This is a genomic window from Ktedonosporobacter rubrisoli, assembly GCF_004208415.1.
Taxonomy (GTDB): Bacteria; Chloroflexota; Ktedonobacteria; order Ktedonobacterales; family Ktedonobacteraceae; genus Ktedonosporobacter; species Ktedonosporobacter rubrisoli.
On the sequence record NZ_CP035758.1, the window covers coordinates 4,547,648 to 4,562,729 of the forward strand.

Consider the following 15,082-nt stretch of genomic DNA (forward strand, 5'->3'; position numbering starts at 1 on the left):
CGGCACCTTTTATGCACCAAGATCCTGCTGCCAGGCCTGGTAAATACAAGCCGCTGGGGCACTCTCTGCAAGGCCGAGTGGGCTGTGGTTGAGCCGTTTCGAGGGAAGAGTCAAGGCGAAAAGTATTGGCTTTTCTCTCAGGCGTGCATCATGACGTTGCCCTCGTCATAACTGGCAGTCTCCCAATCCAGTACGTCGGCCAAACGCGCTTTAAAGGCTTCTAGAGCTTGCTGACGCGCAGCTTCATCCGGCGCGACTGTACTACGCCAGATCAGGGAAATCTTTATGTGCTCCGGCTGCTTTCTGCTTTTGACGATGTAGCGCGCTACCGTGCCCGGAAAGCTATGTTCTTTCTTACGCCTGATCTCTTCCAATCGCTGCTTAAATTCAGCCTGCTTGCCTGAGCGAAGCTGCACGACGATGGTCGTACGAAACAGGATATTATCACGAGGAGCAATACGCCAGGGCGGCAACATAGTACGGGGCCTTCCTGTGGCATTGGGCCTGAAGCGCTTGACCTCCTCGACCGGAATCATAATCACGTTTGCGACGCGCTTAGCCTTGATCCGCCCTTCAGAGACATATTTCTGTACGCTTGTATTAGACACACCAAGCATTTTCGCAGCGTCCTTGATGGAAACGTATTCCTCTACTTCGGGCAAAATGATGGGCTGTTGGGTATCGTCTTCCATTATCACAACTTACTCAATAAAGTTACTTAAGCATAGACAATCTCATAACTTGAGGAAGATTACTGCTCAATAAAATCACGGCATCGATCAAGCATGCATCAAGACGTCGCCCTCGTCATAACTGGCTGTCTCCCAGTCCAAAACATCCTTCAGCCGCGCTTTAAAAGCTTCTAGAGCTTGCTGGCGTGCAGCCTCATCCGATGCAATCGAACTACGCCAGATCAGCTCAATTTCCACGCGCTGAGGTTGTAGCTTGCTATTGACGATGTAGCGCGCTATCGTGCCCGGAAAGCTATGTTCTTTCTTACGCCTGATTTCATCAAGCCGTTTTCGCAATTCGGCCTGCTTGCCTGAGCGAAGCTGCACTTCGATGCTTGTCTGAAACAAGGTATTTTCTTCGGGTGGAATGCGCCATTGTGGAACTGTGGTGCGCGGCTTTCCAGCGATATTAGGCTTGAATTTTTTAACTTCCTCGATCGGGATCAAAATCACGTCTGAGAAGCGCTTGGCTTTTATTCGCCCTTCCGAAACATATTCATGCACTGTCCTATAAGCCAGACCGAGCATCTTAGCAGCATCTTTGACGGAAACATATTCTTGTATTTCGGGCAAAATAACTTCATCGCTCATAAGAATAGCTTATTTTACAGCAACTTTTTCTTACCAAGTCATTTATAAAAACTCTTTACAACGAACGCATTACGAGTTATACTTTTTACATCGGCAAGGGATGGCCGGGATTGAAGTGCAGGGAGGGAAAAGAGGGGGTGTTGGGCTTGCTTGTTCCCCACACCTTGCAAGCCTGATGCGCCCTCGCTGGGCGGGTACTGGCGCGCCATATGCGCCAGTACATCGATTCATGCTTACATCTGGATCTCGATCGATAGCCTGGAAAATTTGTGTTGCAGTTGTAGAAAGTGAAGGAGAAAAATACCGATGTTAGCCCCTGATTATCGCCTCAAACTCGTTAGTCTACTCTCAGTTTTGCAACGTAAGCGCTTCAACGGGCGTGCGAACGCGATGCTTCCATTGCCATTTTTCCTCTGGCCCTTCGCGTTCTTTCTCAAGCGCAGGCGCAAGTTCGCCCACATCTATCTCAAAGATGGGCATCCCTATGCCTATCAGCTTTGGCAAAATGGCAAGCTGCTCAAAGAAAATGCTCCGGTCGTCCGCTTGCTCTTACGCACTAGTGAGCTGAACTGGTTGTTGCAGTACCCTCAAACGGTTGCGGGACCAGAGCATCAGTATCCTTGGCACCATCAGTATCCTTATCGACTCAGAGAGGCCACGCAAGAGGAAATGTTAGGCTGGCCTCGTCGGCAACGTCAGGTTTATTGCTTAGCCGATGGCACCCGATCCTGGGCACACATTGCCCATATCTTACAATTACCCACTCAATAAGTTTCAATAAGTTTCAATCCTTGAAAGGATAAATTCAGCCCTCTTCTTAACTTACTTACAATCTCTAGGAGCATAGAATATGGACTTCTTTTCTCAGTCTCCTCATACGGAGTCAGACGCGAACCAGCTGCCCATCATCCCATTACATCAGGAAGAACTTGAAGCGCTGGATCACATTCTGGTGGGGTACATGCCCCACATGCGCAGGAGCCGGGCTAACCGGCATTATGTACCAATTTTGGTTACAGTACGCCAGAAGCTGGCCCCGGCGCTCAAACCGGGCGGCTTCCCTCCCGGCAGCACACTGGCCCTTAACCCTGAGGAGCTAAAAGCGGTCAGCGTAGCTATACAGGGCTTTATCGCCCTGGTCACCTCGCACATCCCTCCTTCGCCTCAAAGGGATGAATGTATAAGAGATATGGATAAGCTATTAAGCGCATTACAGTCTCCTCCACGGGGCCAGTGAGGGGGAAAACAAAATCACCCCTTTTTACAGTATACTCGCACAGCCAAAAAGAGGGAGCGCTGGAAGCGCGCATCTTTGAGAAGGGCTTGACCGACGTGCTTAATAATGCGCGCCGGTCAGGTCTGCAAAGCGCTAGCTACGAATGAAGGTCAGCAAATCTTCGTTGAGGCGATCCTTGTGCGTGAGATAGAGCGCATGGGCCGCATCTTCGTAGATTTTGAGCTGGCTACCCTTGATAGCTCGCGCCGTTCGTTGCGCGCAGAGCAAGGGCGCGTTATGATCAAGCGCACCGTGAATGATCAGGGTTGGCACGTTAAAGGCTTGCATATCCTGGCGAAAATCGTCAAGCCATAAGGCGCGAAAACATTCGATGTTGGCTCTGGGCGAGGTCTCCAGCACGAGCCGCACGAGCCATTGCTTCATCTCCGCCGATATAAACTCTTGCTCCGGCCAGCGTGAGGCCAGGCCAAAGTAGTCATCTATTGCCACCATACGATTATAGTGAGGCCGATCGGCAAGCTGAGCCGCGACATGCGCTTCGAATATCTCTCGGGGCGCGCCTTCTGGATTATCCTCGGAGCGCAAGAGGCAGGGCGTGACGGTCCCAATCAGGGCAACGCGAGCAAGACGGCTAGTGCCGTGGCGCCCAAGATAGCGCGAGACCTCGGCACAACCCATCGATTGGCCAATCAGGGTCACCTCGTTCAGATCGAGATGCTCAAGGAGTTGCGCTATATCATCGGCCAGGGTGTTCATATCATAGCCGCGCCCGGGATCATCCGAGCGGCCATGACCCCGACGATCTAAGGCGATGCAGCGCAAGCCCTGATCGCAGAGGGGCAGCATTTGATACTCCCACATGGCACCGCTGAGCACGATACTATTGATGAATACGACGGGCGCACCCTGGCCCCAATCGCGATAATATAGGCTGCTGTGATCGTTGGTCTCAAAGTAAGGCATAGCGATAATCTCCAGTATGAAGCTAAGGGAGGAGCAGGCAGATTGCCAAATCCTCCCCGCTAAGCAGGCAACAACAAAATTTTAGACTTGTGGCTAGAACTGGTAATCGAGATTGATAAGGCCGTCAGCATTCAAGAGCAAGAGGATCAAGCCTGTGCCGGCCACCGCGCCTCCATTGGCCGGAAGCATTTCCCAGTTCAGCTTGACAGCGTTGTGATGCTCATCAGTCTTGCCAGACAACCTGAAGACGAGATCCTGGCCTTTGACAAAGGTTTCGTAGTTAGTAGTAATGCGCTCGAAGAGAGCCTGACGGCCGTGAATCTCGCGTGAAGCTGTGAATTGGGTGCCATCCTCTGCCCACAGATCAGCAATGCGCTGCTGACGTAGTTCGTCGTCTGCTTCGTTCCAGACTTCCATATAGCGCTGAGCAAACTGCTGAAGATCTTCTGACTTATTTTTCGCCATTTGTCGTATTCGCTCCTTTTTCTTTTTAGTTCTAGAAGGTCTATATCATTAACATGCTCATAGTCTACAGCGAAAACATGGTAAAATTGACCCTGTTAAAGACGAATTTAAAAGAAGCATAGATATTTTTGCTCTGCCTGTACGGTTCACCTAATGGGCAGATCTTTTAGCCTCTGGCCCCGAGAAGCATGTTACAATGGAAGAAGATATCTAAGCAGAGAAGGAGCTTTTGCATTCATGAGCAATTCACTGGCCAATCAGGGATCAATCAGCTATGATCCAGGCGAAAGAGAGGCGATTCTTAAGGAGGTAGAGGCAAGGTTTGCGCCCGAGGATAGCGTGTTGCGCGACTGTGTGGCCCGCATGGACCATCCGGGCGGGCAAATCTCGCCTTCGCAAGGGAAATTGTTTCAGGTGCTGGCCATAACTTGCGGAGCGCGCAAGATTTTAGAGATTGGGGCCATGGCTGGCTATTCCGGCGTCTGGCTGGCGCGCGCCTTGCCTGCCGATGGCAAGCTGATCTCGCTGGAAATTGATCCACACTACGCCAAGCTTGCGCGCGCAACCCTGGCAGCCGCCGGGCTTTCCGAGCGCGCCGAGGTACGCGTGGGAGCCGCGCTAGACCTGCTGCCCGGGCTTGTCTCCGAAGCTCCCTTTGACATGATCTTTCTTGATGCCGACAAGATCAACAATACGCGCTACCTGGAATGGGCGCTTACTCTCAGCCGGCCCGGCGCGCTGATTATCGCCGACAATATTGTGCGCCACGGCCGCACCTACCAGAATCCACAGCCCGACGCTAGCTCAGCGGGCGCCGCTGAATACACGCGCGCAATTCTAGAACATCCGCGCCTGCTCAGCGCCGCTCTGCTCAGTGATGATGTCTACAACGGCATCGACGGATTTTCGATCTCGGTTGTCAGGTGAGAAAGGGTTTATCTACCAGCTACCTCAATCTGCTCAACGGCCGGAATGACCTCGTTGGCAAAGAGCTCAAAGGGTTCCAGGTCAGCGACGTTAGGCATATTGACAAGCGCCTGATCAATCCCCTGTTCCGCCAAATTGCGGAAATAGGCAATCGCGGCAGCCGGAGTAAAGCTGTTATCCCGACCATCTCTAGTAAGTTTGATCGGTCCCAGGGTGGTTTTCTCAATGTCGCTATAGGGACGGCCTACGGCCTGGCAATGCTCGCGCAGAACGTTAAGCTTGTGAGCAAGTTCGCCTTGTTTCAGGCGCATCAAAGAGAAATTGCAGGCATCGCCATACTGAGCAACTAAACGCAGCGTCTTGCGCTCGCCCATGCCACCGATCATGATGGGCGGGTGCGGCTTCTGCACTGAAGAGGGTGCATTCAAGGGGCGAGCAAGCTGATAGTGTTTGCCCTGATATGGCTTCTCATCTCCCGCCCACATCTGGTGCGCGATCTGCAACGTCTCCTCAAGGCGTTCAAAGCGCTCGGCAAGTGGTGGGAAAGGAACACCCAGGCCGGCATGCTCCTCTTCATTCCAGGCGGCCCCAATGCCAAAATAGGCCCGCCCGTGAGAGAGCACATCAAGAGTAGTTACCGTCTTTATTAAGATGCCCGGATAGCGATAGGTCACACCAGTAACCAGCGTTCCCAATTTTATACGATTGGTTCGCCCGGCGGCAAAGGCCAGAGCGCTATATCCCTCTAGCATCTCGTGCTCAACAGGTCCAATCACCGGGATCTGAAAAAAATGGTCCATAACCCATAAGCTGAAAAAGCCCGCCCGCTCGGCGCGCTCGGCAATCAAGGCAAATGTGTCTCCTAGCGTTTCTTGCTCATTGGACCAGGTAAAGCTGGGAACTTGTAATCCGATTCGCATGTGGAGATTTTTCTCCTCTCGCTTTTGCAACGTGCACACATTATTTTTTCGCAAGGAGTATACATCCTGGAGTGCGCTCCAGGTCAAGGGAATGAAAAGACTTTCTTATCAGTCTATCTAAAAACCTCTCTGTACAAGCCACGTTCTCAATTGTCCAAATATTGACATGCCAATAACCCGGCTTAGGATTTACACTTGCCAATTTTTATGCGCCGCTTTCCGCGCATTCTCCGCTTCCACCTGAGCGCCAACTAGCATTTATTACCTATTCACACACCCATACTTTTGGAGGGAGAAGACCCAACTTTCTTCGCGTACGCTTTGCCGTCAGTGGCCACTATACTTGCCCTGTCAGTTTGCGCAGAGATGTGGCAGAGGTGAGCCTTTTCCAGGCCTGGGACTTGCAGCCCTTACCGCTATCTCTCTTCTTTGCGCTATACGCTGCTTGCATTCCTGCTGAGCTGCACATCAGGGCGATAGTAGCAGCGAGAAGGGAAAAACATGAAAATATATAGAGCGAGCATGGCCAAATGCATTATAATTCTTGGCGTCTTGCTGCTTCCATTGTTAATGACATCGCCAGTTGCCGCAATGACGCAGAGCAACGAGCCGGATATTGCCAAAATCGATGCCTTTTTACGCACTCAGATGCAAGCTAATCATCTTCCTGGCCTTGCTTACGCCCTGGTCCACGGCAAGCAGATTGTGCAGCTATGCGGCTACGGAATTGCCGATCCAACGGGCAAACCTGTCACGCCCCAGACACCGTTTATCGTTGGCTCCGTTTCCAAATCGATTACCGGGCTGGCAATTATGCAGCTCGTGGAAGCCCACAAAATCGTGCTTGATGATCCTGTTCAACGCTATCTGCCCTGGTTCAAAACTTCAGACCAGGAGGCAGCGTCAAGAATTACGGTTCGCCAGCTCTTGAATCAAACCAGCGGCCTGAAGGATGACCCCAATGGCTTTGCGGGCTTCAGCGATGAGCAGGAGCTACAGCGCTACATGCATAGTCAGATAGTTGTTGATCGTCCAGTAGGCAGCAGTTTTGAATATACGAGTATCAATTATGTCTTGCTGGGCCAGATTATTCAGGTTGTCTCCGGCCAGAGCTATGCAGACTACGTTCAGCAACACATTTATAAGCCCCTTGAGATGCGGCACAGCTATGCCGATGTAGAGCAAGCGAAAAAGGCTGGCCTGGCCCAGGGCTATCTCTGGCGCTTTGGCATCCCGCTACCCGGCCCGGACGCCCTTCTCGACATTCCCACAGACGTTCCGGCCACGGCTACGGCTGCCTCCGCCGAAGATATCGCCCATTATTTGATCGCCAATATGAACGAGGGAGAATACCAGGGCAGATCAGTTCTTTCTCCTGCCGGTATCCTGAGCATGCACACGCCGCCCAAACTTGCCCACGCGACGCCCTATGGCATGGGTTGGGGCGTTCTTACCGTCTCGGGCGTGACAGCCATCGCGCATAATGGCGCAACATATACCTTTGGCGCATTTATGCTCATCGTGCCTGAAAAGCAATGGGGCGCAATTATCCTGACAAACGCAAATATGAACGTTGTTGAGGCGGACTTACTCCCTCCTATGATCCAGCTATTGGCCGGTCAGGAACCAACGTTAGCGACAACGAGCGTGGGTACATTCTACCTGATATGCGATGTAGTTTTAGCCATAGCAGCATTCTTCACGCTTCTGCTGTTAGTCCGCCTGCCCTGGTGGCATCGGCGCTTGAAGCTTAAGCCTTCCCTACACTGGTGGCAGATTGTTGGACCTTGGATCTGGGAATGCCTGCTACCAGCTCTCATTCTGGTCTCTATTCCCACACTCCTGGAGACTTCGTGGCCAAGCCTGCTCTACCAGGTGCCAGAACTTGGCTGGAGCGCTATTCTCATCTTCTCGCTCTGGGCTGACCTCGGCCTCTTACGCCTTGCCTTGCGTCTCTTGCCCCTCATGCGCAAGCGAAGGCAGCAGTTCACCGGGGCATAAGACAATGCGCCTTTAGATCAATCACGCACCGACCAGGCAAACAGAGTATGATACAATCTCTCAAGAAACGAGCCAAACAGGAAGGAGGTCAACGATGGAAAAGAGATCTAGCAGGCTTTTTCACAGCCTGCAATGGAAACTCACCTCCTCATACACGCTCATGAGCGTGCTTGTCTGGTCGATAGTTATTCTGCTGCTGCTCGGAGCTGTCTGGTGGGGAATGGAAACGCAAAAGGCCTCTCTCCTCTTCATTTCACTGCAGGGTAGAGCGCAGAAAGCTGTTCCGCTGCTAAAGCAGCCCGGCGGAGTGAAAGGCGCCGCGCTGGAACAGTGGCTTCAGGAGTGGCACGCCAACGAATCAAGCACCTTACTCTACGAGGGCTCTATCTCTATCCTTAATCAACGGGGAGAGATTCTAGCTTCTGTAGGCAGCTCCCCCGAAAACGCCGGAAGCTCCCTAGCCGAGCGTCTTTCGCCCCGCGATGCTCAGATCTTGCAGGCCCAACTTCGAGGTCAGGAGAGCCCGGAAGGGGTACTCAATCAGGAAGAGCAAGGCCAGATCATAGCTATGGTCCCGATCATCGACAAACAGCAAGTGTTGGGAGCTCTGGTAGTCCAGGCTCGCCACCTGCAGCTTCTTCCCTGGCTTGGTTTTGGCTTCAGCCTGGTGCTCTTCCTACCTTTTGTGCTACTCTTTCTATTCTGTGCCGGGCTCACCGGCGTAATCTCCGGTGCGCTTACCTCGCGTCGCCTGGTGCGAAGATTTCAGCAACTGTCCCAAAAAGCCGAGCTCTGGAGCCAGGGAGATTTTAGCTCGCTTGTTAACGACCTTTCAGAAGATGAGCTGGGGCAATTAAGCCGGCGCTTCAATATGATGGCCCAACAATTGCAGAGCTTCGTGAAGACGCGCCAGGAATTGGCAACTTCTCAGGAACGCGAACGTATGGCGCGCGAGCTCCACGATAGCGTTAAGCAGCAGGTTTTTGCCCTCTACATGCAAATCAAAGGCGCCAAAGCTATGCTTTTAAAACAGCGCGATGGTTTGCTTCCACGCTTAGAGCAAGCGGAAACCTTGCTTCAGCAGGTGCAAGAGGATCTTGCAGGCTTGATTTATGAGCTTCGTCCGGCCGGGCTGGCGCGTAAAACATTTTCCCAAGCTTTACAGGATCAGCTAGAGCAATGGAGCCAACAAACGGGCATAGAGGCGAGCTTTCAGGGTGATGAAGCGCTTAGCTTGCCTCCCGCCCAAGAAGACGCGCTGTACCGCCTGCTTCAGGAAGCTCTCTCGAATATCGCGCGGCACAGTGCTGCCAGCTGCGTAGCCGTGAAGCTAGAAAAGCTGCCTGACAAGCATTGCCTGGTCATCAGCGACAATGGCCAGGGCTTTGACCTCGCATCAAGAACCGGCAAAGGTCTCGGCCTGCTCTCAATGCGTGAGCGCTTAGAGCCCTTTGGCGGCGGGCTGCATATCCAGAGCACTCCCCCAAAAGGTACAACTGTGATAGCAAGCGTGCCTTCTGGAAAGAGCGACCAGGCAAATGTTAGCAAGGCGGGCTTATAAGCTCCGCCAATAGCCACGTGGAGCAAGAGAGTCAACTTAGCTTCTGGCCTGTTGCGCCGCACTCGATATATATGCGGCGCTAGCTTCTTTATGTCAATTACCAGCTTTGTGACCGTTCATGCCAGATTTGATATATCTTCCTCTCTTTCTGTTATCTCACCGCCGACTTTTGCGCACGCGGCGCGGAAGCATTGCCTTTTTCCTATTAGCATGCAATAATCACTTCTGTCACATATACTCTCTGCTGTTCTCATAAAAAATTGCAGCGAATTTTTCACATGTTTTTTGCACAATTCTAGTCAGAAAAGGCTGTGTGGATCGCATGCGCTTATGGCGTTACGGGCGAGCAATAGAAAGCCTGGGCCAGCGCTACCATCTGGAAGGGGCATTGGGAAGCGGAGGAATGGCAGATGTGTGCCTGGCCTGGGACGAACGAGACCAGCGCGAGGTAGCGATTAAGGTCATTAAACCGGAGAGCCTGGATCAGCGCAATCTGGATCGCTTTTTGAAGGAAGCGGCCCAGGTGGCAAAGTGGAGACATCCGCATATTCTACGTTTTTACAGTGATTTAAAGCTGGAATTGCTCGATGCGGCTCAGGGCTCAATTATACCGTATATTGTGATGGAATATGCTCAGGGTGGCGATCTGCATAAGCGCTTGAGGCCCGGACAGGCCTATCCCCTGGGCCTGACCCTTGAGATCTTCGAGCAGCTCTGCAGCGCTGTGGCGTATGCGCACGAGCAGGGCCTCATTCACCGCGATATCAAGCCGCTTAACGTGCTGTTCCGCGTGCTGGCCGATGGCAGCGAGCAGGCGGTGCTTAGCGATTTTGGGCTGGCTGTGGAGATGAATGCTACGCACCATACGTTTGCCCGTGGTGGAACGCTGGCTTATATGGCTCCGGAACAGCTCAAGGGGCGCGCGCAGGCTGCCAGCGACATCTTTGCTCTTGGTGTGGTACTCTATCAGCTCTGCACGGGCCGCTTACCTTTTCGGCGCACATTACAGGATTTGCGCAATCTGGATGCGGAGCAAGAGCCTCTTCCGCCGAGCCAGTTGGCGCCGCTCTTGCCAACCGAGGTGGATAGCGTGCTGCTTACCGCACTCGCCCACGAGCCCGCCCGGCGTTTTGCCAGCTCAAGCGATTTCTGGCATATGCTGCAAGCAGCCCTTGATAGCTCCACATTGCAACAGCAGCGCTTCGTCTATGGCGAGAGCCAGCCTTTCGACGCGGCGCACCCTGTCAATCTGCGCAGTACACCAGCTCCCGAGCTAATCCCATCTGCCTATGTCGTTGAGCCGGTTACTGACGTTCCTGGCCCCTGGGATACGGAAGATGATGATAAGTCTCTGGCCTCCGAAGAACAGCCAGGATTACCCGAGACGCCAGCAGCGTTCCGTTCAGTAAGCGCAAAGAAGGTGGAGCACGGGCCTGCCAGCCGTCCCGGCACTCAGCAACGGGCCAAAACGACGCCCTCCCGCGCCACTGCTACCACGACGAGCCAGCCGGCACCTGCAGCCCAGTATGTGGGCATAAAACCGCCTGCCAGACAGACCGAAACTCTAACGCGCAGCGAGAGACGCAAGCAACGCGGCCAGCGCTACACAGGTGCAAACAGGAAACCAGCTGGCGCTACGCAGAGCTCAGTTACCCGCACGCCTGGACAAGCCAGCACAGCTTTACCTGGCGCACGGCGCTCGCGGACGCGGGTTTTCCCTGGAATTTTGCTCGCTTGTGGTGTTGTGATAACCACACTTATCGTTGTGGTTAGCCTTAACGTCTTTCAGCTTTCACTGCCCCTCATCGGCCTGCTGCCAGGTTCGAGCATTGTCACCATCACTCCAGATAGCAGGGGTGTCACTGGCCGCTACATTTTGACAGGTGTGCAAGGGCAACCTGATGTGACTCAGCGCCAGATAAGTACACGTACACTAACCGCCACGGCTTCATCGCAGCCCAAAACTGTCAAGGCCAGCGGGCACAATCAGTCTCCGGGCACCAATGCCACCGGCCAGCTCACCTTCTTGAATGGCTCATTTACCATCTCGTATACAGTCAGCACCAACACGCCGATCGCGGCGGGCAACATATCGCTATACCTGGATGCGCCAGCGGTTATCCCGGTGGCAACTCAGACTGGAGGATTTGGCACCACGACGGTAAGAGCACACGCAGGCACGCCCGGAGCCGCCGGCAATATCCCAGCTCTTACGGTCAATGGAACCTGTTGTAATGCAAGCAACAATATCGTTGTCAAAAATACGCAGCCTTTCACAGGCGGCCAGGATGCCAAAGACTATATATTCGTGCAGCAGAGCGATATCAATAGTGCGGTCGATCCAGCCACCCCGCAGCTTAACAAGCAAGCAAGCGACTCGCTCAAGCAGCAGTTACAGAAGGGCGAACAGTTGGCCGGTGAGCCCCAGTGTACGCCCACCGTGAACTCGGACCATCCAGCCGGCGATACAGGCGTCAATATACCCTCAGTCACCGTTAGCATCACCATGACCTGTAAAGGCCAGGCTTATAGCCAGCAGCAGGCTCACGATCTCGTCAAAGATCTCTTGCAGCGCAAGGCCACAACCAGTTATGGCCCGAACTATCGTCTGCAGGGCGATATTCAGATGCAGATTCAATTTGGAGGAACCTCGGCGGGCAACGTCGTCCTGCTCGAAGTCAATGCTAGCGGGCGTTGGGTCTATCAATTCGGTGACGCTCAGCGTCAGGCCCTGCTCAAGCAGCTGACCGGCAAAGAGCGGAACGCGGCCATCGCCTTACTCAAAAATACGCCCGGCGTGAGTAACGCAGCTATTCAATTGAATGACCAAACCCTACCAGGCGATCCCGCGCGCATAAAGCTGGTGATCAATGATAGCACCTGAGCACGCTTCTGGCATATTAACCAGGCCTTCGCGACTATCCATGGCAACAAAAGAGGGAAGAGCAAGGTCGCGCTGCGCAAGCCATACCAGAAAGCTGAGACCTGGTTCTCTTTTGGTACGTGCAATAACTGTGTATACATCAGAGTTTTTGTTCTTTTCTAATAAAGCTTTTAGATTACATAGCAATGCCCTTTCAGATTCTACGGTCTTAGTGTAAAATGACTCCATACGCGCGAATACATAACATTAAGGGAGAAGAGGGAGACGACCATGAGACAAGGAAACGGCACGGAATTGTTGGGGATGCATGATCCGCGTAGCGCCAGTATTGGCGTCATCTATGTATCTCCCAATGATGACAGGAAAAGCGTGCTGGCGGCAATTATCACGCAAGAAAAGCTTGGTCGTAAACAAGTGGCTGTTGTATTGCCCAATCAGAATAAAGCCTTTCAGCGTCCTGTCGACTTCGATGATTTAAAGAGCCTGAAACGCAAACTGCAGTCGCAGATCATATTCATTGTTCAGGGCCGGCCAGGACCTGCCGAATATGCACGTCAGCGCCGTTTTCCCGTATACTCGACATTAGAGAGCTATGCCAGAGCCTTACGCGATCAGAAGCTTGCGGAGAGTGAGGGTAAAAAGGGCTGGCTCTTCGGTGCACCGCGTAAGAATGCCCAATCAGCCAGCACCCCTGAAGATGAAGAGGACGACACACCAGATGAAGCAGCGGAGGACAGCAATCCGCCGGCAAAGTCCGCAGAGGAAGAGGGGCCACCGCCAGTCGTCCCTTTTGTGATGGGCACAGCGCTGGTAGGTGGCGTTGAGACGCTGGCCAACGCACAAAAGCAAGGTAGACTCTCCAATGGAGGCAGCCATAACGCAACCTCGCAGCAAGACGAGGAGGATGATTGGGATGCCCTCCCTCCTGGCCCACAAACTGCAGTTCAGCCGGCCATAGAAGACGCCAAAACGGTTCCTTTGCCCGCAGACGAGGAGGAAGAGGAAAAGCCTATCTCGAATAGCTCCGCCAGCAACAAAGGCCCCGGGCCTTCTATTATTGAGCTGCCCGTGCGCAGGCGCACAACGATTCATCTCGACCAGCATCCTAACGCGGCCCTCACCGAGCCAGATCCGCCCTCGCGTCCAGCGCGGGCACGGCGCAACACAGGCAAAATCTCGCCAGGAGGCGCAGGAGTAGCCGCTGCAGCCGGCCTGGCAGATGCCGCTACTGCCGCCAATACGCGCTCAGTTAGCGCAAGCAGAGGCAGCCAGCCACCGCGCGGGAACGTAGGCGGTGGTGGCAGCGGAGGGGGCGGCAACAGGCCCAACCGGCCCAATAACCGCAGAGTCTGGCTGATCGGCCTGATCTTGCTCCTTCTGACCGCCCTGATCGTCTGCGGTGGGATTGCCTACGCTTCGCCCAGCACGTTTAAGACATTACAGGATGTCTTGCCCAAAACGCAGCCACCAGCTACCGTCGCCATCACTCCCGATAGTCAGACCGTCACAAATAGCTATATTGTGACGGGCGTGCAGGGACAACCCGACGCAGCCCAGCGCCAGATAAGCGCACGCGCGCTCAGCGCTACGGCCTCATCGCAGCCCAAGACCGTCAAGGCCAGCGGGCACAATCAGATCCAGGGCACCAACGCCACCGGCCAACTGACCTTTCTAAATAGTTCATTTAGCAACTCATATACGGTCGGCACCAACACACCAATCCCAGCGGGCAACGTATCGCTATACCTGGATACACCGGCCACTATCCCTGTCGCTAATCCGAATGGTGGATTTGGTACCACGACGGTAAGAGCGCATGTAGGCACGCCCGGAGCCGGCGGCAACATTTCGGCCCTCACCGTCAATGGGACTTGCTGCAACGCTAGTGGAACCGTTTTCGTCAAGAATTCTCAGGCTTTCAGCGGTGGGCAGGACGCCAAAGACTATATGTTCGTCCAGCAGGGCGATATCAATAGCGTGGTCGAGCCAGCCACCCCGCAGCTCAGCAAGCAAGCCACCGACTCACTTAAGCAACAGTTACAGAAGGGCGAACAGCTATCAGGCTCACCCGCGTGTACACCCAGAGTTAGTACGGATCATCCACCGGGTGATACAGGCGTCAACGTGCCCGCAGTCACCGTTAGCATCACCATGACCTGTAAAGGCCAGGCCTATAACCAGCAGCAAGCCCAGGATCTTGTGAAAGATTTGCTCCAACACAAAGCGTCACAATCGCCCGGAGCTGGCTATGTACTTGCCGGAGATCTGGATATCGGCACCAACGTTCAGAGCATCAATAAAGGGAACGTCTCGCTGCTCGTCAATGCTAAGGGCATCTGGGTCTACCAGATCAGCAAGACCCAGGAAGATGATCTGGCCCGCCAGATTGCCGGCAAGAGCGTCAACGAGGCGCGCGCCATCCTGCAAAGTCAGAAGGGCATACATGATGCAACCATTAAGATTTCGGGCAACACCTTGCCAGCCGACCCGGGGCAAATTTCCTTTGTCGTTCAGAATGTAGCGGGCATGCCGACCAATAGTACCCCATCCAGCGCCGCGCCTACAACTGGCGTAACGCCGGCCGGCACACCTCAGGGCCCAATCACCCCGGTTCCCGGCAACGGCAACATCCCGAGTAGCTCATTACGGACCACTCAACTCGTGCAGGAGGGGTAGCCGTTTGCCTGGCTGGCTTAAGTTCGGTCAGGCAAACATACAGGCTAAAATTTATGAAGAGAATATGCGCTAACCGGGCTCTGTAATTCGTTCAATCGGATACAGGCTATTTAACATATCCTGCGG

12 protein-coding genes are annotated in these 15,082 nt (G+C 53.8%); 7 read left to right on the forward strand and 5 right to left on the reverse strand.

Annotated features, from left to right (window positions below; all coding sequences use genetic code 11):
• Positions 1 to 137: 137 nt before the first annotated feature.
• Both EPA93_RS19985 and EPA93_RS19990 read right to left on the reverse strand, forming a co-directional pair.
• On the reverse strand, positions 138 to 692 hold the full coding sequence (locus EPA93_RS19985; RefSeq protein ID WP_129889206.1) for a helix-turn-helix domain-containing protein: 555 nt from the start codon (positions 690 to 692) through the stop codon (positions 138 to 140).
• Between the two features lie 87 nt (positions 693 to 779).
• Positions 780 to 1,322: a helix-turn-helix domain-containing protein gene (locus EPA93_RS19990; protein WP_129889207.1), complete on the reverse strand. Its 543-nt coding sequence runs from the start codon at positions 1,320 to 1,322 to the stop codon at positions 780 to 782.
• A gap of 306 nt (positions 1,323 to 1,628) precedes the next feature.
• On the opposite strand from EPA93_RS19990, the gene EPA93_RS19995 reads away from it, so the two are divergent.
• Entirely contained in the window at positions 1,629 to 2,093 is a 465-nt protein-coding gene (locus EPA93_RS19995) for a hypothetical protein (protein ID WP_129889208.1), read from the forward strand.
• Between the two features lie 79 nt (positions 2,094 to 2,172).
• Positions 2,173 to 2,559, forward strand: coding sequence for a hypothetical protein (locus tag EPA93_RS20000; protein WP_129889209.1), 387 nt, complete (start codon positions 2,173 to 2,175; stop codon positions 2,557 to 2,559).
• A 132-nt stretch (positions 2,560 to 2,691) separates the two neighbouring features.
• On the opposite strand, the gene EPA93_RS20005 is transcribed toward EPA93_RS20000, so the two are convergent.
• Entirely contained in the window at positions 2,692 to 3,522 is an 831-nt protein-coding gene (locus tag EPA93_RS20005; protein WP_129889210.1) for an alpha/beta fold hydrolase, read from the reverse strand.
• Between the two features lie 93 nt (positions 3,523 to 3,615).
• A complete protein-coding gene (locus EPA93_RS20010; protein ID WP_129889211.1) occupies positions 3,616 to 3,987 on the reverse strand; it encodes a nuclear transport factor 2 family protein in 372 nt (123 codons plus the stop codon).
• A 237-nt stretch (positions 3,988 to 4,224) separates the two neighbouring features.
• On the opposite strand from EPA93_RS20010, the gene EPA93_RS20015 reads away from it, so the two are divergent.
• Positions 4,225 to 4,914: an O-methyltransferase gene (locus EPA93_RS20015; RefSeq protein WP_207229602.1), complete on the forward strand. Its 690-nt coding sequence runs from the start codon at positions 4,225 to 4,227 to the stop codon at positions 4,912 to 4,914.
• Positions 4,915 to 4,922: 8 nt separating this feature from the next.
• On the opposite strand, the gene EPA93_RS20020 is transcribed toward EPA93_RS20015, so the two are convergent.
• Positions 4,923 to 5,834 carry an LLM class F420-dependent oxidoreductase gene (locus EPA93_RS20020; protein WP_129889212.1) on the reverse strand — a complete coding sequence of 304 codons (912 nt, stop codon included), beginning with the start codon at positions 5,832 to 5,834 and terminating at the stop codon, positions 4,923 to 4,925.
• Between the two features lie 501 nt (positions 5,835 to 6,335).
• On the opposite strand from EPA93_RS20020, the gene EPA93_RS20025 reads away from it, so the two are divergent.
• The 4 genes from EPA93_RS20025 to EPA93_RS20040 all read left to right on the forward strand — a co-directional run bounded on the left by EPA93_RS20025 (position 6,336) and on the right by EPA93_RS20040 (position 14,956).
• Complete coding sequence (locus EPA93_RS20025; RefSeq protein ID WP_129889213.1) at positions 6,336 to 7,835, forward strand: serine hydrolase domain-containing protein; 1,500 nt, start codon at positions 6,336 to 6,338, stop codon at positions 7,833 to 7,835.
• 94 nt (positions 7,836 to 7,929) lie between these two features.
• A complete protein-coding gene (locus EPA93_RS20030) occupies positions 7,930 to 9,396 on the forward strand; it encodes a HAMP domain-containing sensor histidine kinase (RefSeq protein WP_129889214.1) in 1,467 nt (488 codons plus the stop codon).
• Positions 9,397 to 9,718: 322 nt separating this feature from the next.
• On the forward strand, positions 9,719 to 12,280 hold the full coding sequence (locus tag EPA93_RS20035) for a serine/threonine protein kinase (protein ID WP_242527511.1): 2,562 nt from the start codon (positions 9,719 to 9,721) through the stop codon (positions 12,278 to 12,280).
• Between the two features lie 270 nt (positions 12,281 to 12,550).
• The gene (locus tag EPA93_RS20040) at positions 12,551 to 14,956 is read left to right on the forward strand and encodes a hypothetical protein (protein WP_129889216.1); all 2,406 of its coding nucleotides are present in this window, start codon (positions 12,551 to 12,553) and stop codon (positions 14,954 to 14,956) included.
• Positions 14,957 to 15,082 lie beyond the last annotated feature (126 nt).